Annotated in this window: 20 protein-coding genes; 11 read left to right on the forward strand and 9 right to left on the reverse strand. The window is 69.7% G+C overall.

Translation table 11 applies throughout. The annotated features are described in order from the left end of the window. Nucleotides 1-22 precede the first annotated feature (22 nt). On the forward strand, nt 23-454 hold the full coding sequence (locus tag GN153_RS00910) for a universal stress protein (protein ID WP_159898853.1): 432 nt from the start codon (nt 23-25) through the stop codon (nt 452-454). On the opposite strand, the gene GN153_RS00915 is transcribed toward GN153_RS00910, so the two are convergent. From GN153_RS00915 to GN153_RS00925, 3 genes are all read right to left on the reverse strand, one after another. Further along, a complete protein-coding gene (locus GN153_RS00915) occupies nt 451-972 on the reverse strand; it encodes an NUDIX domain-containing protein (RefSeq protein ID WP_159898856.1) in 522 nt (173 codons plus the stop codon). The two genes, GN153_RS00910 and GN153_RS00915, sit on opposite strands and share 4 nt — an antisense overlap. 467 nt (nt 973-1,439) lie before the next feature. Next, nucleotides 1,440-2,492: a KaiC domain-containing protein gene (locus GN153_RS00920; protein ID WP_159898858.1), complete on the reverse strand. Its 1,053-nt coding sequence runs from the start codon at nt 2,490-2,492 to the stop codon at nt 1,440-1,442. Between the two features lie 117 nt (nt 2,493-2,609). Further along, entirely contained in the window at nt 2,610-2,897 is a 288-nt protein-coding gene (locus GN153_RS00925; RefSeq protein ID WP_159898860.1) for a hypothetical protein, read from the reverse strand. A 127-nt stretch (nt 2,898-3,024) separates the two neighbouring features. Here GN153_RS00925 and GN153_RS00930 point away from each other — a divergent pair, with 127 nt between their 5' ends. Beyond that, nucleotides 3,025-3,597: a response regulator transcription factor gene (locus GN153_RS00930; RefSeq protein ID WP_159898862.1), complete on the forward strand. Its 573-nt coding sequence runs from the start codon at nt 3,025-3,027 to the stop codon at nt 3,595-3,597. Between the two features lie 72 nt (nt 3,598-3,669). Further along, nucleotides 3,670-4,239 carry a response regulator gene (locus GN153_RS00935; RefSeq protein WP_159898864.1) on the forward strand — a complete coding sequence of 190 codons (570 nt, stop codon included), beginning with the start codon at nt 3,670-3,672 and terminating at the stop codon, nt 4,237-4,239. Between the two features lie 23 nt (nt 4,240-4,262). Here the strand turns inward: GN153_RS00935 and GN153_RS00940 are convergent, their stop codons facing one another. Continuing rightward, the gene (locus GN153_RS00940; RefSeq protein ID WP_159898866.1) at nt 4,263-4,640 is read right to left on the reverse strand and encodes a winged helix-turn-helix transcriptional regulator; all 378 of its coding nucleotides are present in this window, start codon (nt 4,638-4,640) and stop codon (nt 4,263-4,265) included. A gap of 63 nt (nt 4,641-4,703) precedes the next feature. Next, complete coding sequence (locus tag GN153_RS17405) at nt 4,704-4,874, reverse strand: DUF7331 family protein (protein WP_201287779.1); 171 nt, start codon at nt 4,872-4,874, stop codon at nt 4,704-4,706. 188 nt (nt 4,875-5,062) lie between these two features. Here GN153_RS17405 and GN153_RS00945 point away from each other — a divergent pair, with 188 nt between their 5' ends. From GN153_RS00945 to GN153_RS00955, 3 genes are read left to right on the forward strand one after another with little or no spacing between them, the layout of a single operon-like run. Further along, nucleotides 5,063-6,997 carry a COG1361 S-layer family protein gene (locus tag GN153_RS00945; RefSeq protein ID WP_159898868.1) on the forward strand — a complete coding sequence of 645 codons (1,935 nt, stop codon included), beginning with the start codon at nt 5,063-5,065 and terminating at the stop codon, nt 6,995-6,997. A gap of 33 nt (nt 6,998-7,030) precedes the next feature. Beyond that, the gene (locus GN153_RS00950; RefSeq protein ID WP_201287797.1) at nt 7,031-9,547 is read left to right on the forward strand and encodes an efflux RND transporter permease subunit; all 2,517 of its coding nucleotides are present in this window, start codon (nt 7,031-7,033) and stop codon (nt 9,545-9,547) included. Nucleotides 9,548-9,584: 37 nt separating this feature from the next. Further along, nucleotides 9,585-11,885, forward strand: a complete 2,301-nt coding sequence (locus GN153_RS00955) for a DEAD/DEAH box helicase (RefSeq protein ID WP_159898872.1) — start codon at nt 9,585-9,587, stop codon at nt 11,883-11,885. 3 nt (nt 11,886-11,888) lie between these two features. Here the strand turns inward: GN153_RS00955 and GN153_RS00960 are convergent, their stop codons facing one another. Further along, nucleotides 11,889-12,302 carry a DUF2237 family protein gene (locus GN153_RS00960; protein ID WP_159898874.1) on the reverse strand — a complete coding sequence of 138 codons (414 nt, stop codon included), beginning with the start codon at nt 12,300-12,302 and terminating at the stop codon, nt 11,889-11,891. Nucleotides 12,303-12,373: 71 nt separating this feature from the next. On the opposite strand from GN153_RS00960, the gene GN153_RS00965 reads away from it, so the two are divergent. Further along, nucleotides 12,374-12,703, forward strand: a complete 330-nt coding sequence (locus tag GN153_RS00965) for a hypothetical protein (RefSeq protein WP_159898876.1) — start codon at nt 12,374-12,376, stop codon at nt 12,701-12,703. 30 nt (nt 12,704-12,733) lie between these two features. Here the strand turns inward: GN153_RS00965 and GN153_RS00970 are convergent, their stop codons facing one another. Then, a complete protein-coding gene (locus GN153_RS00970; protein WP_159898878.1) occupies nt 12,734-13,405 on the reverse strand; it encodes an MBL fold metallo-hydrolase in 672 nt (223 codons plus the stop codon). Nucleotides 13,406-13,567: 162 nt separating this feature from the next. Between GN153_RS00970 and GN153_RS00975 the strand changes: the two genes are divergently transcribed. Further along, nucleotides 13,568-13,900 carry a cupin domain-containing protein gene (locus GN153_RS00975; RefSeq protein WP_159898880.1) on the forward strand — a complete coding sequence of 111 codons (333 nt, stop codon included), beginning with the start codon at nt 13,568-13,570 and terminating at the stop codon, nt 13,898-13,900. A gap of 63 nt (nt 13,901-13,963) precedes the next feature. Beyond that, nucleotides 13,964-14,911 (forward strand): fumarylacetoacetate hydrolase family protein, encoded by a 948-nt coding sequence (locus GN153_RS00980; RefSeq protein WP_159898882.1) that lies wholly within the window; start codon nt 13,964-13,966, stop codon nt 14,909-14,911. A gap of 34 nt (nt 14,912-14,945) precedes the next feature. Here the strand turns inward: GN153_RS00980 and GN153_RS00985 are convergent, their stop codons facing one another. Next, a complete protein-coding gene (locus GN153_RS00985; RefSeq protein WP_159898884.1) occupies nt 14,946-16,265 on the reverse strand; it encodes an MFS transporter in 1,320 nt (439 codons plus the stop codon). Between the two features lie 609 nt (nt 16,266-16,874). Between GN153_RS00985 and GN153_RS00990 the strand changes: the two genes are divergently transcribed. Further along, nucleotides 16,875-17,543, forward strand: a complete 669-nt coding sequence (locus GN153_RS00990) for a cyclase family protein (protein ID WP_159898886.1) — start codon at nt 16,875-16,877, stop codon at nt 17,541-17,543. Nucleotides 17,544-17,581: 38 nt separating this feature from the next. Here GN153_RS00990 and GN153_RS00995 read toward each other — a convergent pair whose 3' ends face one another. After that, nucleotides 17,582-17,839, reverse strand: coding sequence for a hypothetical protein (locus GN153_RS00995; RefSeq protein WP_159898888.1), 258 nt, complete (start codon nt 17,837-17,839; stop codon nt 17,582-17,584). Between the two features lie 212 nt (nt 17,840-18,051). Between GN153_RS00995 and GN153_RS01000 the strand changes: the two genes are divergently transcribed. Beyond that, the gene (locus tag GN153_RS01000; RefSeq protein WP_159898890.1) at nt 18,052-19,449 is read left to right on the forward strand and encodes a PAS domain S-box protein; all 1,398 of its coding nucleotides are present in this window, start codon (nt 18,052-18,054) and stop codon (nt 19,447-19,449) included. Nucleotides 19,450-19,476 lie beyond the last annotated feature (27 nt).

Below are 19,476 nucleotides of genomic sequence, written 5' to 3' on the forward strand. Positions count from 1 at the left end.
GCGGGTGGCGGTAGCTCCGGGTATGGTAGAGCGCGTGCTCGTTCCAGTGGACGGCTCGGAGCAAGGGCTGGAGGCGACGGAGTTCGTCGTCGAGGAGTTCCCGGAGGCGACGATGGTTCTGATCCACGTCATCGACCCCGCCAGGGAGACGAGCTACCCTAGCGCCACCCTGCCGAGTTTCTCGGAGGAGTGGTACGAACGCGAGAAGGCGCGAGCCGAGGAGCTGTTCGAGGAGGTCGAGGAGGCGGTCGGGGAAGACGTCGCCATCGAGCGAGTCACCGAGGTCGGCAAACCCACGGACGTCATCGTCGACTTCGCCGGCGACGAGGACAACGCCATCGACCACGTCGTGATGGGTAGCCACGGCCGGAAGGGGGTCTCGCGGCTCCTGCTGGGCAGTGTCGCGGAGACAGTCATCCGGCGCTCGCCGGTCCCCGTGACCGTGGTGCGCTAGTACAGAAACCGGTGGGTACCGGGGATCTCGTCGGCGTCCTCGGGGAGTTCGGCGAACCAGCCGGCCTCCTCGACGGGGTCGGTCGCCGCCGCGGTGTCGACCTCGTACGCTCCGTCGACCGGCGGGCCCTCGAAGACGGCGAAGGCCCGCGTGGCCGTCCGGTCGCCGTCGGTGGCGGTCAGGTGGACCTCCCAGACGCCGGCGAGCGTCAGGTCGACCCGGAGGCCGAGCGTCTCGGGGACGTGCTCGCGGGCCGCCGCGACGAAGTCCTCCCCGGGTGCGACCGACGCCGTCGGGAGTTTCCAGCGGCAGGTGTCGGTCAGCCGCCGGAGGAGCACCTCGTCGCGGTCGTTTCTGATCCCGACGGAGGCGAGGTCGGGTAGGTCGGCCACGTCGTCGACGACCGTCCCGGGGACGGTGTCCTCCTCGCGGTGGAACGGGACGTCGTCGCGGTCGCGGAGCCGGTCGAGGTCGGTGAGCGGTTCGAGCGTGCCGACGGGAGGGGGAGTAGCTGTCATGTGGGGTCTGGCGGTCGGCCCGCGGTACACGCGCGGACGGAGTGGGTGGACGTCCCGGTGCACGCAGTCGGCGGACTGGGTTCCGATAGGACAGAACTGTGCCCGAATATAAAATAAAGTATCGCTTTTGCCGCGTGTTTTGTTTGCATGTAAAATTTGGTACGGAAGAGGAATAAAATCACCGGTCTCCGGTCGGCCGTTCTCGCCGCGCGAGCGTGCCCGAACGCGTCGGGAGCCACCGGCCGGGCGCGCGTCCCGTCGCGCGCCGCGGGGTGGGCCCCGACACGAACGGCGGCGCCGTGAGGGCGGGAAAAGCAGGCGGGCCCCAGCATCCGCGCGCCGCAGGCGCGCGGTTCACTCCGACCGAGCGGAGCGAGGTCGGAGGTCTTTTTCGCCCACGTTTTTCAAGGAGCGGTTCCGCAGCGAGCCGGAGGCTCGCGAGGAAACCCGACGCAGAAAAAGGTGGTCTAGAAGATGTTGGCCTGCTGGTAGACGGAGATCCCCTCGGCGGTGATCTCGTAGGGTTTGCGCTCGCGGGAGTGGTTGGCGTTGCGGATCTTCTGGATCTCCACCGCCAGCCGGGTCTCCTGGGACTCCCCGCGGATGTACTGGAGAAAGAGGACCGCGTCGGTCAGGTACTCGATGATACCGTGACGGGAGGCGTACTCGTTGTCCTCGCTGGCCTCGCTGGTGAGGAAGGTGGTGACGCCGGCCTCCTTCAGCGACCGCGTGAAGTCGAACACCTCGGTCCGCCGGCGGGCGACGTCGTCGTACATCATCTCCAGCAGCGAGACGGAGTCGAGCACGAGCCGGTCGGCGCCGAAGTCCTCGACCAGTTCGGGGAGTTCCCCGCGGATGTTGTCGAGGCTGTTTGCCATCTCGACGGGGTCAAGATCGACGACCGCCAGCGCGCCCTCGCGCTCGTAGCGGTCGAACTCCCAGCCCCGGCCGTTGGCGGTGTCCATGATGTCCTCGTAGCTCTGTTCGAGCGTGATGAAGACGCCCTGTTCCCCGTTCTGCAGCCCGTGGTGGAGAAACTGCAGCCCGAAGGTGGTCTTGCCGCTGCCGGCCCCGCCGATACAGACGATCAGGTGACGTTCGGGGACTCCGCCGAGGATCATGTCGTCCAGCCCCTCGATCCCGAGGTCGATGCGTGGAACGTCGGACTCGAAGTCCTCCTCGGCGAAGTCGGTCTCGCCGCTGCCCCCGAAGGCAGTCTCGAAATCGTCGTCGAAGAGGCTCTCGCTCCCTGCGTCGCCGAAGGAGACGGCGTCGTCGAAGGGGTCCTCACCGCCCGCCTCGCCGAAGGGGTCGTCGTCAAAGGGGGTGTCGTTGTCGCCGTCGAAGGAGTCGCCGTCGAAGGGGACGCCGTCGGACTCGGCGCCCGTCTCACCGGCCTCGGCCGCGCCCGGCGTTCCGGGCGGTCCCTCCCCGTTCTCGTCTTCGTCCTCGCCGTCCGCTCCATCGGGCTCGTCCGCCTCCCGGAGGGCCCGCTCGAACCAGTCCTCGTCCCCGCTCATGGCTCTCCCGTGGCGACAGCAGCCATACAGGGCAGTCGCGGCGGGGACGGATTAACTTTGCCCGGGCACGGGGACGGACTCGCACCAGCCGGGGGAGGCAGACGGGGGAGAACGGGGCTACCGCTTCGCGGTGGTGTAGAAGACCGGCCCGACGACCAGGAGGACGAGTCCGAGCATCTTGTACTGCAGGGGGCTTCCGAGGAGGTGTGTCGGGCCCTCGACGCCCATCGCGCTGGAGGGGGTCAGGAGGAAGATGATCCCGAAGAGGATGATGTGGAGCGTGGTCACTTTCCGGGAGCGCAACGGGAGCGTCGCGAGCAGCCCGAGGGCGAACACCACGACGAACGCGTCCCCCACGTTGTAGTTGAGGAGGAAGCTGTCGACGAGCTGGAGTGGCGCGAGCATCCGTGTCCGGAAGTCGCCCGCAGCCAGTCTTTAAACTTCCGCTACGCGGTCCAGCGGGACTGCCCCGGCAACCGGCGGACGGGGCGGATGACACACACTTATTACCGGCGGTGTCGTGGGATCCGCTGTGTCGGAGAGTCCCCAGGCGACCGTGCTCGTCGTCGACGACGAGCCCGAGGTGGCCGACGTGTACGCGCTCCGCCTCGAGACGGAGTACGAGACCCGCGTCGCCTACGGCGGGGAAGAGGCGCTGGAGGCCGTCGACGGGGACATCGACGTCGTCCTGCTCGACCGGCGGATGCCGACCCTCTCGGGCGACGAGGTCCTCGGGAAGCTCCGCGAGCGTGGCTACGAGACCCGGGTGATCATGCTCACGGCCGTCGACCCGGGGATGGACATCATCGACATGCCCTTCGACGACTACCTCTGCAAGCCCGTCGAGAAGGACGACCTGACGGCGGCCATCGGCCAGCAACTCCGCGCCAAGCGGTACGACGCCCGGCTCTCCGAGTACATGGAAGTGACCTCGAAGCTCGCGTTGCTGGAGGCGGAGCTGTCCACCCAGGAAGTCAGCGAGAACGAGGACCTGCAGGAGCTCTCCCGGCGGGCCGACGAGCTCAAAGCCCAGATGGACGAGGCGCTCGAGGGCTTCGAGGACATCGACACCGCCTTCCAGGAGATCGGCCGGCACCACAGCTGAGCCGGAGCCGGGAGCGCGGGACGAAGCGCCGCGGGACAAAGGGTCTATACAGTTGCTCTCCGAACTGTACCCGTGGCACCGAGTAGTCAGGTCGTCCTGGTCGTCGACGACGAAACGGCCGTGGCGGACACCTACGCGCTCAGGCTGGAGACCCTGTACGAGACCCGCGTCGCCTACGGCGGGGAAGAGGCGCTGGAGGCCGTCGACGGGGACGTCGACGCCGTGTTGCTCGACCGCCGGATGCCGGGTATGTCCGGCGACGAGGTCCTCGAGACGCTCCGCGAACGCGGCTACGACGGTGTGGTCGTGATGACGACCGCGGTCGACCCGGACCTGAACATCCTGGAGATGGACTTCGACGACTACCTCTGCAAGCCCGTCGACCGGGAGACGATCGTGGAGACGCTGGAACAGCACCTCGGCACACCCGATACCGACGACCGCCTCGACGAGTTCTTCCGGGTCGTCTCGAAGCTCTCCGTGCTCAAAGAGGAGAAGACGCGGGCGGAACTCGAGGCGAACGCGGAGTTCCAGCGGCTCCAGGAGCGGGCCGACGAGCTCGCGGGGGAGCTCCGGGAGCGCGTCGACGAGTTCGACGACCTGATGGAGACCCACCGGTCGATCAGCCGCGGGTCGTCGTAGTCCCGGGGCGCGAACCCGGCCCGTCAGACGACCGAAGAGGACCGGTCCTCGGCGGGCACCAGGTGGCGCTCGCCCCACTCCCGCATCGATTCGACCACCGGTTCGAGGTCAGCGCCGCGCTCGGTCAGCGAGTACTCCACCCGGAACGGCTTCTCGGAGATGATCGCCCGCTCGACCAGCCCCGCATCCTCGAGGTCGTCGAGGCTATCGGAGAGCACCTTGCTCGAGATGCCGTCGACGGACCCTTTCAGCGCGTTGAACCCCTGTGGCCCGCCCTCCAGCAGCCGGTGGACGATGACCGGGTGCCACTTGCGGCCGATCAGCGTCGCCGTCGTCGTGATGGGGCACCACTCGTCGCCCGCACACCAGACTGCGAGCCGGTCGCGGTCGCTGTCGTCCATGTCCGGCGGTACGGGGGACAGGCACTTAAAATCGGTTACCGGGTTGCTTCACGTAAGCTTAACTCACGCCATCGAGTCGGTGCTGACCGCGGCGTCGGACTGGACCCACGCCTGGTGGTTCTGCCGGTCGTAGATGACCACCTGGTCGCCGACTTCGAGCTGTGCGTACCGCTGGTCGGCAGAGGGCGGGTTGCCGGGGGCCTCGGAGGGGGACTGGCTGTCTGGTTCGCTCACACAACGAGGTTACGTCCGGATATTGTTAAGAGTTACCAAACACTTCCCGTACCCGGTTACCGGCGCGTAACCACGACGGACGGAGCCGGAGGTGGTGTAAGTATTTTAGAACAAACAGCACTCCCGTTTTTCTCCGTTTCGGACAGGTATACCCGTTGGGCATCACAACAGGGGGGACAACTGACTCCATGAGACACCTACGCCTGTTCGTCGCGGTGACGGTCGTCCTGTCGATGGCTGCCGTCCCCGCCCCGGCCGCTGCCGACGTGACCGGTGAGCCGGACCTGAGTGCCGTCTTCACCGACAACACCGTCACCCCCGGCGAGGAGAGACAGCTGCAGCTACAGCTGATCAACCGCGGCGACGTCGACGAAGGGTCGGCCCGGAACCCGCAGTGGACCGACCGGGTCACGACCGCGCGCGGGCTGACCGTCACCGTCCAGGACGACGACGTCCCCATCGACGTCAGGACCGGGACGCAGGCCGTCGGCTCGCTGCCCGAGGGAGCGGCCTCGCCGCTGTCGATCCCCGTCACCGTCGACGACGGCGCCAGCCCGGGGACCTACACCGTGGACGTGACCGTCGAGTACCGGTACACGAGCCGGATCGACGACAACGACGGCGACGAGACCGAGCGGACCGTCCGCCGGACGCTCCCCGTCACCCTCGAAGTCGAAGACGACGCCTCGTTCGACGTGGTCGACGTCGACTCGGAGGTCCGGGCGGGCGCGACGGAGACGGTCTCGCTGACCGTCGAGAACGGCGGCTCGGCGGCGGCGACCGACGCGACGCTCGCACTGGAGTCACCCAACGCCGACCTGACCGTCGGCGACGCGACCTCGGCGACGCGGTCGGTCGGGACGCTCGAACCCGGGCAGCGGACCACGGTCGACTACGAGGTGACCGCCGCGCCCTCGGCCCGCAGCGGGAACTACGCCCTGACGCTGACCGCACAGTACGAGGCCGACGGCGTGAGCAGGAGTTCGGACCCCACGACAGTCAGCGTCGCGCCCGACCCACAGCAGGAGTTCGGCGTAATGAACGCGACCAGCGCCGTGGCGGTCGGCGATACCGGGTCGGTGACAGTCCAGTTGCGTAACGACGGGCCCCTCGCGGTCGACGACGCCGAGGTCCGGCTGGAGTCGACGAGCGGGCAGCTCTCCTTCGGCGGGAGCGCGAGCGCCAGCCGCTTTGTCGGCTCGTGGGCCCCCAACGAGACCCGGACGGTGACCTACGACCTCACGGCGACCGGGGAGGCCGAACCCCGGGAGTACACGCTGTCGGCGACGGTCACCTACCGCGACGACGAGGGCGACGTCGCAACCGCCCCGAGCAGGTCGCTGGGTGTCGCCCCCGCTCCCGAGCAGACCTTCGAGGTGTCGAACACCTCGGCGACGCTCGCGGTCGGCCAGGACGGTCAGCTGCGCGGGACCGTCACCAACACCGGCGAGCGCCCGGCCGACAGCGCCGTCGTGGTCTTCACGAGCGAATCCGGGACGGTGACCGCCATCGAGACCGAGTCGCCGGTCGGGAACCTCGGCCCCGGCGAGTCGGCGAACTTCGCGATCCCGCTTGAGATCTCGAGCAGCGCCGAGCCCGGCCCCAAGCAGTTCTCGGTCGCGGTGCAGTACCGCAACGCCGACGACGAGCAGCGCCGGAGCGACGGCTTCGACGTCCGCGCCGACGTGGGGCCGGACACCGACACCTTCGGGCTCGACGTGACGGGCGCGTCGGTCCCCGCCGGCGAGTCGACGCAACTGGAGGTCGAGGTGACCAACAACGGCAACGAGGCGTACACCGACATCTCGGCGAAGCTGTTCGCCGAATCCCCTCTCTCGACCGGTGACGACGAGGCCTTCATCGCCCGGCTCGAACCCGGAGAGTCCGAGACCGTGGTCTTCAACGTCGGCGCCGGCGGCGGGGCGCTCGCCAAGACCTACCCGCTGTCGATGGACTTCCAGTACGACGACGAGGACGGCGACACCCTCACCTCCGACACGTACCGGCTCCCCCTGCAGGTGACCGAGAACTCCGACGACGGGGGGCTGCCGACCCTCCCGCTCGTGGTCGGGCTCGTCGTGCTCGTCGCCGTCGGGGTGTACGCCTACCGCAGGTTCGCCTGACCGATGACCCGGATCCGCGACCGGCTGGCCGCCATCGACCACCAGCCGCTGGTCGACTGGGCCGACGACCGCATCGTCAACCAGTCCGGTCGGGTCGTGCTCGTCTTCCTGCTTCTCACCGGCGTGTTCGCGTTCGGTCTTGGCAACATCTCCACCGAAGCCGGCACCAGCCAGTTCACCACGGGTCTCCCCTCCGAGCAAGCCCTGGAGGACGTCAACCGCGAGTTCTCGCCGACGTTCTCCCCCGACACCGGCAGCACACAGCTGATCCAGCAGGAGCAAAACGTCCTCGCCAAGCCCGCACTGCTCCGGATGCTCCGCCTCCAGGAGCGGGTCGAGGACCGCGGGGAGTTCCGCGTGACCGGGACCGGCAGCGCCGCACAGCAGGTCGCCCGGCAGCTCGACCCGACAGCGGGGACCCTCGAGGAGCAGGTCACCGCCGTCGAGCGAGCCAGCCCGACCCAGATCGACCGCGCGGTCCGCGAGCTGTCCGACCAGGGGTCGTTCACAAACGTCCTGAGCACGGACTTCAACGCGCGGGCAGCCAGCGCGGGCGCGACGATCGGGACGGTCTCCCACGAGGTGCCCGCGGGGCTGTCGGCCGGCGCCGGTCAGGGCGGGTCGAGCCCGCTGACCCCGATCCAGCAGCGCATCGACCGGATGGCCGGCGCCTCCGTCACCGTCTTCGGCTCCGGGATCCTCGCCGACGAGTTCTCCACGGTGATCACGGACTCGCTGCTCATCGTCGTCCCCGCCGCGGTGCTTTTCATCTTCCTGTTTCTGGTCTTCGCCTACCGCGACCTGATGGACCTGCTGCTCGGGCTGGGAGCGTTGCTGATGGCGATCATCTGGACGTTCGGGTTCATGGGCCTGGCCGGGATCCCCTTCTCACAGCTGCTGATCGCCGTCCCGCCGCTGTTGCTCGCCGTCGGGATCGACTTCGGCATCCACGCGATCAACCGCTACCGCGAGGAACTCGCGCTCGGGGCCGACATCGGACCCGCGATGCGGACCACCACCGACCAGCTACTCGTGGCCTTCTTCATCGTCACCGGGACGACCGTCATCGGCTTCGCCGCCAACTTCGTGAGCGACCTCCCCCCGGTACAGGACTTCGGGCTGGTCGCCTCCGTCGGTATCGTCTTCACGTTCCTGATCTTCGGGGTCTTCCTGCCCGCGGCGAAGGTCAAGCTCGACCGGGCTCGGCAGCGGTACCCGATCCCCACGTTCTCCCGGTCGCCGCTCGGCTCCGAGGGCTCGCTGCTCTCGTCGGTCCTCCGGGTCGGCGTGGTCGTCGGGAAGCGCGCGCCCGCTATCTTCCTGGCGCTCATGCTGTTGCTCTCGGTCGGTGCCGGCGTCTACGCCACCGGCGTCGACACCAGTTTCGCCCAGGAGGACTTCCTCCCGCCCGAGGATGTCCCCGAAGTGCTCTATGAGCTGCCCGAGCCGTTCCGGCCGGGCAGCTACAGCGTGACCGGGACGCTGAACCTCCTCGAGGACCGCTTCGCGGCCGCCCAGCAGTCCTCCGCGACGGTGTTCATCGAGGCGCCGATGACACGCGACTCCAGCCTGGAGTCTATCCAGCGGGCCGGACAGAACCCGCCGGACTCCTTCGTCTCCGCGAACCGGGAGGCGGAGTACCAGTCGGTCATCACGGTCATTCGGTCGCAGGCGGCCCGCGACCCCGAGTTCCGGCAGCTGGTCGACCGCAACGACCCCGACGGGGACGGGGTCCCCGAGGACAACCTCGGGGAGGTCTACGACGCCCTGCTCGACTCGCCGGCCCGGTCGCAGGCGCTGTCCTATCTCACGGAGGACTACCGCAGCACCCGGGTCGTCTACTCGATCGAGGCCGACGCCTCCCAGTCCGCGACCGAGCGCGACGCCCGACAGGTCGCCGACCGGTACCGCGCCTCGGCGACCCCCACCGGACAGACCATCGTCTTCCAGGCCGTCTCGGACCTGATCCTCGCCTCGGCGGTCACCAGCCTCGCCGTCGCGCTGGTCGGCGCGGCGCTGTTTCTGGTCTTCATCTACGCCGTGCTGGAGGGGTACGGCTCGCTCGGGATCGCCAACCTCATTCCGATCCTGGTGACCGTGGTCGCCGTCGCGGCCTCGATGCGCGCACTCGAGATCCCCTTCAACGCGATCACCGCCACCATCCTCGCGATCACCATCGGCCTGGGGATCGACTACTCGGTCCACGTCACCCACCGCTTCGCCGACGAGCGCGCCGAGCGGGAGCTGGTCCCGGCGCTCGACCGGACGGTCCGGGGGACCGGCGGCGCCCTGCTGGGGAGCATGCTCACCACGGTCTTCGGGATCGGCGTGCTCGCGCTCGCCCTGTTCCCCGCCATCGGCCAGTTCGGCGTCCTCACCGGCCTCTCGATCTTCTATGCGTTCATCGCCTCGGTGGTCGTCCTCCCCTCGGCGCTGGTGGTCTGGGACCAGTTCGTCAACGGCGACGGGGGTCTGGCGCCGCTGTTCGGGGTCGGCAGCCAGCCCTGGCGCGACGCCGGGGAGTTCCGGGTCGCCGAGCCCGAGGAGTGACCACAACCGCTAATCCCCCGCGGACCCTCGCCCGGACGTGGACGACACCGTCGAGTGGCTCCGCGAGCGCCGCGCCGACCGCGAGCAGGTCAGAGACCACCGCGTGCTCGCGGGCCGGGACGCACGCACCCGCGCGGTCGACTTGGACTCCCGGCTGGCGTCGGCACTCTCCGCCCGGGGAGTCGACGACCTCTACGGCCACCAGGCCGACGCCGTCGACGCGGTGCGGGCCGGCGAGAACGCCGTCCTCGCGACGCCGACCGCGAGCGGCAAGAGCCTCGCGTACACGATTCCGGCGTTCGAGCGGGCGATGGACCACCTCGGGACGACGCTCTATATCGCGCCGCAGGTCGCGCTGATAAACGACCAGGCCGAGACTCTCGCCGACCTCGCTGGCGACCTCGGGTTCGGGTCGCGGGTCACCGTCGACCGCTACACCGGCCGGCTCTCCCGCGCGGAGAAGGAGGCCGTTCGCGACCGCCAGCCCACCGTGTTGCTGACGACGCCGGACATGCTCCACTACGGGATCCTGCCCCACGCTCACCGACTGTGGGACTGGTTCTTCCAGCGCCTGGAGACGGTCGCCGTCGACGAAATTCATGCCTACCGCGGCGTCTTCGGCAGCCACGTCGCGCTCCTGTTGCGCCGGCTCAACCGCGTCTGCGAGCGCTTCGACGCCGACCCGCAGTACGTCTGCTGTTCGGCGACCATCGGCAATCCCGTCGAGCACGCCGCGACCGTCACCGGCCAGCCGCCGGACAGTTACCGCCTCGTCGACGAGGACACGAGCGCCACGGGGCCGACCCACTGGCTGTGCTGGAACCCCCCCGAGACCGACCGCGGGACCGGCCGGCGCCGGTCGAGTCACGCCGAGGCGAAGCGGCTGTTCGTCGACCTCCTCTCCCGGGGCCACCAGACCGTCGCCTTCGCCGCCTCCCGGCAGGGCGTCGAGCGGTACGCCAGCGAATCTGCCGACGCCCTCCGGGACCGGGGTCGGGACGACCTCGCAGCCTCGGTGGCGGCCTACCAGGCCGCGCTGCCCGACGAGCGCCGGGAGGCCATCGAGGCCGGACTCCGGTCCGGGGAGACCCGCGGGGCCTGGTCGACCTCCGCGCTCGAACTCGGGGTCGACGTCGGCGGGCTCGACGCCGTCGTGCTGGACGGTTACCCCGGCACCCGGATGCGGACCTTCCAGCAGGCCGGCCGGGCCGGCCGGGGGACCGACCCCAGCCTCGTCGTCCTCGTGGCGGGCGAGGACCAGCTCGACCAGTACGTGATGCGCGAGCCGGGTACCCTGTTCGACGAGCCAACCGAGCGCGCCATCACCAACCCCGAAAACGACCAGATCCTCCCCGCACACGTCCGGGCGGCCGCCAGCGAGAACTGGCTGCGCCCCGGCGACGAGGCCCACTTCGGCACCTCCTTTCCCGATGTCGTTTCCGAGCTGACCGACGCGGGCGAGCTGGGTCGGCGCTCGACCGACGAGGGCATCCGGTGGCTCTACGACGGCGCCGGCAGCCCACAGCAGGAGACGAGCCTGCGGACCGCCGACGACCGGACGGTCCAGCTGCGGACGACCGGCGGCGACGACGTGGGGTCGCTGGGCTTTGCGGACGCCCTCCGGGACGCCCACCCGGGCGCCATCTACCACCACCAGGGCCGGACCTACGAGGTGGTCGACCTGGACCTCTCCCATGGCGTGGCGACGCTCGACCGCACCTGGGCCGACTACTACACCCGCCCGCTCCACGAGAAGGAGATCACGGTCGAGCGGGACCTGCGGGAGGGGAGCTTCGGGGCCGCGCCGGCGGTGACCGTCCGCTTCGCCGAGGTGACGATGCGCAAGCGGGTGACGGGCTACGAGCGCCGGGAGGGCGGGGAGACGCTCGGGCGACGGGCGCTCGACCTGCCGGAGACGACCCTGGAGACGCGGGCGCTGTACTACGCCCTGCCCCCGGAACTCGAGACCCGGCTGCGCGGGGCCGGGGAGTTCAACGGCGGGATCCACGCCGCCGAGCACGCCATGATCGCCACCTTCCCGCTGCAGTTTCTCTGTGACCGCCGGGACGTCGGCGGGCTCTCGACGCCGGTCCACCCGCACACAGACCGCGCGACGGTGTTCGTCTACGACGGCCACCCGGGGGGTGTGGGACTGGCCCGGGCGGCCTTCGAGACCGTCGACGACCTCGCCGCCACGACCCGGAAGCTGGTGGCTGCCTGCGACTGCCGGGCGGGGTGTCCGGCCTGCGTCCAGTCCCCTCACTGTGGCAACGCCAACGACCCGCTGGACAAGGCGGTGGCGCTGGAGCTGCTGGAGACCGTGGCCGGCACGGACTGAGTGTCAGTCCTCGACGGCGTGGGCGCGCAGCGTCTCGCGGTCGACGTCGGGGTGGGCGAGTGCGGCCTCGTTGGTCGCCGGGAGGACGACCGGCGGCGCCCGGCCGACCTCCCGCGCCTCGACCCACCGCCCGACGCAGAGACACCAGCGGTCCCCGGGCTCGAGTCCCGGGAAGTCGAACTCGGGCCGGGGCGTCACGAGGTCGTTTCCCATCGCCCGCGAGAACTCGAGAAAGTCCTCGGTGACCTCCGCACAGAGGTGGTGGCGGCCGCGGTCACCCTCGACGGCGGTACAGCAGCCGTCCCGGAGGTAGCCGGTTGCGGGCTCCTCGCTGCACGGTTCCAGGGAGCCGCCGAGGACGTTCCGCTGGCGGTCGGACGCGGGGGCGGGCTCCGGGTTCGAGCCTGGGTCGGACACGCCGTCCGGTAGGGCCGGCGGGTCGATAAACGTTGGCAGGGATTCATAGTCCTCCGGCGACGATGGGGAGTGTGACCGAGGACCCTCCGGCGGACGCGCTCGCGGTGCTCGCGCAGCTGTTCGCCGAGGGACAGGAAGCACTGGCCGACGGCGACGTCGACGCCGCCCGCGAGACCGTCACCAGCGCCGAGGAAGTCGCGACCAACAAGCTCCCGGAGGGCGACCTCCGCGGACAACTGCTGCACGGCTGCGCGCAGGCCCGGGGGCTACTCGACCCCGAGACCGGCGGCGGGGGCGCGGAGGGAGACGACCCCGAAGGGACTGACCGGGTCGAACCCGACGCCGCCGCCGAGTACCTCGCGGCGATGGAGCGGCGACTCCCCGAGGCCGGCGGCGACTGAGGCATCGGAGCGGCCGGCGGAGGCGGTGCGCTACAGCTCCCAGTGCAGCCCCAGGTCCCGGAGCAGCCGGTCGACCGCGTCGCCGCCCCCGCCGCGGACGTCCTCGCCGTGGGTCAGCAGGATATCCTCGACGTCCAGTCCCGCGAGCGCGACCAGGTTGCGCCGGGCGCGCTCGGTGTCGCGGTTGAACATCTCGGCGGGCGGGGCGAGCGGCCCCGACCACCGCCGGTCGGGCGCGATGTCGCTGTCGGCCCGGACGACCGTGTCGCCCGCGACGAGCAATCCCCTGGATTCGTCGACGAAGGCCATGTTTCCGTAGGTGTGCCCGCGCACCCGGATCGCCCGAAAGCCCGCGACCTCCTCGCCGCCCTCGACCAGCCGGTCGGCCTCGAGGTCGGCGTAGGTCCGCTGGAGGAAGGCGTGGTCGCCGTCGGGGACGACCACCTCGGGGTCGAACCGCTCGACAACGCCCGGGAGCGCGCCGTAGTGGTCGGTGTCCTCGTGCTCGACGACCACGCGCTCGAGGCCCCCGGCGGCCTCCAGTTTGCGGAGGAGCTGGTCGGTGCTGAGCGCGTAGCCCGTCCCGAAGAGGGTGTCGTCGACGAGGTGACAGCCGATGGGCTCGTCGGGCGAGGCGGTGAGGTAGGCCGGCAGGTCCGGCCTGGGCATGTCGAACCGGGTCACGTTGTCACGGTCTGGCATGCGAGCGGTTTCGTCGGGGAGGCTCTTACTGGTTTGGGGCACGAGTGGTCCTGCCGGCGTCCGACGCGGCGTCGGGGCGCTGCCCGGGGACCGCCGTCGCTCAGTCGGCGTGGCGACCGAAGTGTTCATCGGACGGGGCACCTGTACTTCGAGTCGAGAACGATGGCCCACGTCTCTACCGCTGAACTGGCCGACCGACTCGAGCAGGACGGGACGAGTTACGTCGAGGTGCTGAGCGAGGAGTCGATGCGCGTCGAACTCGCCCGCTACCCCAACCCGGAGCCGAAGACCCCCCACAGGGAAGACGAACTCTACGTCGTGCTCTCCGGCTCCGGGATGGTTCACGTCGGAACCGAGACGTACGGCGTCGAGGAGGGCGACGTCGTCTACGTCGAACAGGGCCTCGAACACGACTTCTTCGACATCGACGAGGAGATCACCGCTCTGGTCGTCTTCACGGACTCGCAGGAATCCGTCCTCGACCGCCGCGAGTGAGGGGAGACTCGACCCGGTAGCTCCCGTCGAACCTTTTTGTCGTCGCCGCGAGTCGTGGGGAGCATGCGACTCGCCACGTTCACGGTCGGGACGACGGTCGGCCCCATCGACCGGGTCGGCGTCACGTACGGCGACAGCCTGGTGGACCTGACGGCCGGCTACGCGGCTCTCCTGGCCGCTGAGGGCCGGACCCGCCCGGTCGAGGCTGCGCGGGCGCTGGTCCCGCCGGACATGCTCGAACTGCTGCACAACGGCCCCGAGGCCATCGAGGCCGCCCGGGAGGTGCGCGTGGCCGCCGCCGACGGCGACCTCCCCGCGGAGGGACCGCGCGGCGGCCGGGTCGTCTACGGCGAGGAGGAGGTGTCCCTCCGGGCGCCGCTGCCCCGCCCGAACACCATCCGCGACTTCTCGGTCTTCGAGGACCACGGCACCGAGAAGCCCGACGCGTGGTACGACCTGCCGGCCTACTACAAGGGCAACCCCGACAGCACCGTCCCGCCGAACTCCGAGGTCGAGTGGCCCGACTACACCGACCGGCTGGACTTCGAACTCGAACTCGGCGTGGTGGTCGGTCGGGAGTGTCGCGATATCGACGCGAGCGAGGCCGGGGAGTACATCGCCGGCTACACAGTCTTCAACGACTTCAGTGCCCGCGATATCCAGAGCGAGGAGATGGAGATGGGTCTGGGCCCGGGCAAGGGGAAGGACTTCGCGAACGGCTTCGGCCCCTACCTCGTCACCGCCGATGCCTTCGACCCGGCCGACGCCCGGATGACCGCCCGGGTCAACGGCGAGGTCTGGAGCGAGGGCAACAGCGGCGAGGCCCACCACTCCGTCGGCGACATGCTCGAACACGCGGCGATGGGCGAAACCCTCCATCCTGGTGACGTGCTGGGCACCGGCACCGTCGGCGGCGGCTGTGGCTACGACCTGGACCGGTGGATCGACCACGGCGACACTATCGAACTGGAGATCGAGGGGATCGGGACGCTGCGACACACCGTCAGCTGAGACGCGACGGGTCGGGAGAACCGGCCGCAGCCGGTCAGTCGTCGCCCGGCGTCGCCATTCCCTCGGAGCCTGCGAAGGTGGCCCCGTACCGCCGGAGCACCCACACGGTCAGCCCGAGCGCGAGAAGGGCGATGGCGGCGATCAACAGGAAGGCCGTCCGGTAGCCGGCGCGCTCGATGACGACGCCGAAGACCGTCGGGGCGACCGCGCTGCCGAGCATGATCCCGACCGTGATGGCCGCGAAGTTCTGGCCGAGGTCCGCGCGCCCGGAGATCCGGTCGGCCAGCGTCGACCGCGCGGGGGCGCTGGGGCTGCGGACCCCGCCTATCAGGACGACCGCGCCCACGGCCGCGAGCGCCGGCAGAATTCCAGAGGCGAGCACCCCGACGACGAGCGCCACGAGCGCGTAGCTGGCGACCATCACCGGCCCCGGCGCGACCACGTCCGCGAGCGTCCCGCCGACGAGGATCATGACCGCGCTGGCGACGAACATCCCCGTCAGTGCGAGGTTGGCGACGCTCTGGGAGACGCCGTAGCCGTTCTCCAGGAAGACCGCGGCGTAGGAGGTCACTCCCCACGCGGCCGTCGAGGAGACCAGCGCCAGCGCCGCCAGCGCGACGATCGCTGGCGAGTCCGTCAGTTCGCCGACCCGCTCGCGGAAGCTCGACAGGGCCGCCCGCGCGCGGTCAGCCGCGCCCGCGTCGGCCGCGCCCGCACCGCTCGCGCCCGCGGCCGGGGTATCGCCCTCGACCAGCGCCGGCCGAGTGACGGAGCCGTCGACGAGGAAGTGGAGCGCGAGGGTCGCGAGAAGCCCGTAGACCGCGCCGACGCCGGCGAGCAGGCCAAGTGCCACGCGCCAGGAGTAGCCCGCCGCGAGCACGCCCGTGATGACCGCGGGCGCCGCCGCGAATCCGAGGCTGCCGGCGAAGCCGTGCACCGAGAAGGCCCGCCCGCGGTAGGACTCGGGCGTGGCATCGGAGAGCAGCGGGAAGTGGACCGGGTGGTGGGCGGCGACCCCGAGGCCGACGACGGCCTGGCCGACCACCAGCCACGCGAAGGAGGGCGCGGCGGCGACGATAGCGACGCCGAGGGTGCCCAGGCCCAGACAGGCCGCGAGCACGAGCGTCCGCGAGCGGGTATCGGAGAGGTAGCCGTAGGGGAGCAGGCAGGCGGTGTTGACCAGCGACTGGACGCCCATCGCCACGCCGAGCGCGCCCAGCCCGACCGCAAACGAGCCGGTGAGGACGGTGAGGATGGGCGGCAGGATCACGAGGTACATGTGGTTGATGAAATGCGAGCCACTGACCAGCGCGACCACCAGCCCGGACTCCCCGCTGACCTCCTCCGGTACCATCTATCGGGATGGCGGGCGCCTGGAGTAAAGTCGTTGCTACTGTCTCTCGCGGCACGCTCTCTGCATGGAGTACGGTCCGCGATTTGTGTGTAGCTGAATGAGTTCGCACTCGAGAAGACCGAGCAGCAAGAAAGCCCCCGGCGGCTGCGGTCCCGGGGCTCGCTGCGCTCCTCGCTTCGCTGCGGTGCTTACGTCGCCCGGGTTCCCCCAGCCGCCGGCCCCTTTCAGCCCCACCCGCGTGGAATGCCGGGCCAGCATTGGGCGCGCGCTGTCGCGGCTCCGGCCGCGACGACTGCCGTGCGAGGGATGAGCGACCGAGCGGAGCGAGGGAGCGAATCGGCTGGGGAGGTGTGTGGCAAGCGTTGCGCGAACGGAGTGAGCGCAACGGAGACGCGAGCGGCAACGCCGCGAGCGCGGGTGGGGCTGAAAGGGGCGAGCCGGTGGACGAGCGAGACGACGCAAGCACTACAGCGAACGCAGTGAGCGAAGCGCGCAGCGAGTCGTAGCCGTCCACCGGCTCGGGGCTTTCTTGCTGTTCCGAACGCAGTTCCAACTCTCACGGACACCACCCACCCCGAAGCTTATCCAGACCCGCCGCGACCAAACACCATGGCCTGGTACGACCTCACACAGCCGTTCCACGCCGGGATGCCCGGCTCGAGTTCCCTGCCCGAACCCGAGGTAGAGACACTCTCGACCGTCGAGGAGGACGGCAGCCACGTCCAGCGCTACGCCGCCCCGACCCACATCGGGACCCACGTCGACGCCCCCCTCCACTTCGTCGCCGACGGCGACACTATCGACGACCTCCCGCTGGACCGCTTCGCCGGCCCGGCCGTTGTCCTCGACCTGGACCGCGAGGAACCCGGCGAAGTCCCCCTCGAAGACATCGAGGCCGCGGCCGAGGCCGCCGGCGGCATCGAACCGGGCGATATCGTCCTCGTCCGCACGGGCTGGGGCGCGCACTTCGACGACGAGGAGACCTACCAGCGCTACCCCTGGCTCGCCCCCGACGCCGCGGAGTGGCTGCTCGACCGCGGGATACGGATGCTCGCGGTCGACACCATCAGCCCCGACCGCGCCCGGGCGATGCGCCCCGAGGACTGGGACGACTACCCCCACCACCGGGCGCTCCTGCCGGAGGGCGTCCTGATCGCCGAGCACCTCTACCTCGAGGAGGTCGTCGACGCCGGCCGGGACCTGGAGGTGATGGGGTTCCCGCTGAAGCTCCAGGGTGGAGACGGCGCCCCCGCGCGCTTTGTGGCCCGCGAGCGGTAGACTAACCGAAAGAAGGAGTCCTCGACCGCCGCACAGGCTCAGACCCCCGAGAGCTGGACCCCGCGGGCGACGGCGTAGACCAGTACGACGCCGGCGCCGACGGCGAGTATCAGCTGTGACAGCAGGGTGGACAGCACACCCGCCAGCCCGCCGACGAACAGCGCGACCAGGAAGACCAGCAGCGCCAGCCCGCCGAACAGCACGACGAGTGCGAGCACGGGGAGTGACTCCCGGAGGATCTGTCGGAGGTCCAGTTCGCCCGAGACGGGGTCGATGAACGGGGCAGTGTCTCGCATCGTCGGAACGTGTCGGCCCGTCAACCTGAATCTTCCCTCGCGCGTCCCTGACAGGGACAGCGACGCCCGCAGGCTGGCCGTGCTCGTGGCTCGCGAGGGGTCGGTGTGAGCAGCAGGATTTCTGCCGGGACGTGAGCAAGGAAAGAGTACTCCGAGACCGGACCGGCGAACATCGAATGCAGACTTATGTGAGCAAACGGAGTAGAGGTTGTATGTCGAGTGCGTTTCACCGGAAGCTGGTGGAAGAATCCACCGATATCGCGACGGTGATCGACTCAGACGGCACCATCACGTACGCGAGCACGTCAGTTACGGAGACGCTCGGATACGAACCGGAGGAGCTGGTCGGCGAGGTCGGCTACGAGTACCAGCATCCGGACGACCGGGAGGTCGTTGCCGACGCGATCGAGGCGGTCCAGACCGAGTCCGAGGGCGTTCAGGTAGTCGAGACGCGGTTTCGCCGGGCCGATGGCTCCTGGTGCTGGATCGAGGCGACGCTGCAGGACCGGAGAGACGACGAGGACATCGGGGGGATCCTGGTCAACAGCCGCGACATCTCCGAGCGAAAGCGCCGGGACGAACAGTACCGCGTGCTCGCAGAGGAGTACGAGACGCTCCTCGAGACGGTCGAGGACGGCATCTTCTTTCTTCGTGTGGAGTCGGACGGGTCGGAGTCCGTGTTCCGGTTCGAACGGGTCAACCAGGCCTACGAGGAACAGACCGGGATCACGACCGAGGAGATCAGCGGACAGACGCCGACCGACGTGTTCGGCGACGAACTCGGAGCGGAGCTCGAGGCGAACTACCGGCGGTGTGTCGCGGCCCGCGAGCCAGTGACCTACCAGGAGGAACTCCCTGTCGAAACGGGGGCGCGGTTCTGGCAGACGAGCCTCGCGCCGGTCGTCACGAACGGCGAGGTGAGCCGGATCATCGGCATCGCGCGAAACGTCACCGAACGTACCAGGCGGGAACGGCAGCTCCAGAGCCAGAAGGAACAGCTCGAGGAGTTCGCAGGGGTGGTGTCCCACGACCTGCGAAACCCGCTCAACGTCGCACAGGCGCGGGCGGAACTGCTCGGCGAGGACTGCGAGAGCGAGCACCTCCCTCCTATCGTGCAGGCACTGGACCGGATGGAAGAGCTCATCTCGGACACGCTCACACTCGCCAGACAGGGGCAGGTCGTCGCGGACATGGAGCCGGTCAGTGCGACCGAGCTGGTCGAGGGTTCCTGGGAGGCCGTGTCGACGGGCGAGGCCACCGTCCAGATCGAGGACGAGGTCACGATACACGGCGACCGGAGTCGACTCCAGCACGTGTTCGAGAATCTCTTTACGAACGCGGTCGAACACGGCGGGCCGACGGTGACCGTCCGGGTCGGACAGTTCGCCGAGGACGGTATTTACGTCGAGGACACCGGTCCGGGGATCCCCGAAGAGCGGGGAGCGGTCGTGTTCGAGCCCGGGCACTCCTCGGCGAGTGGCGGGACCGGGTTCGGGTTGACGATCGTCAAACGGATCGCCGAGGCACACGGCTGGGAAGTCGAGGTTGGCCGCGGGCGGGACGGGGGCGCCCGCTTCGAATTCACCGGACTCACGCTCGGCCAGCAGTGACCACGGGCCTGCCCCCGGCACGGCCAG

The organism is Salinirussus salinus (assembly GCF_009831455.1).
In the GTDB taxonomy this organism is placed as follows: Archaea; Halobacteriota; Halobacteria; order Halobacteriales; family Haloarculaceae; genus Salinirussus; species Salinirussus salinus.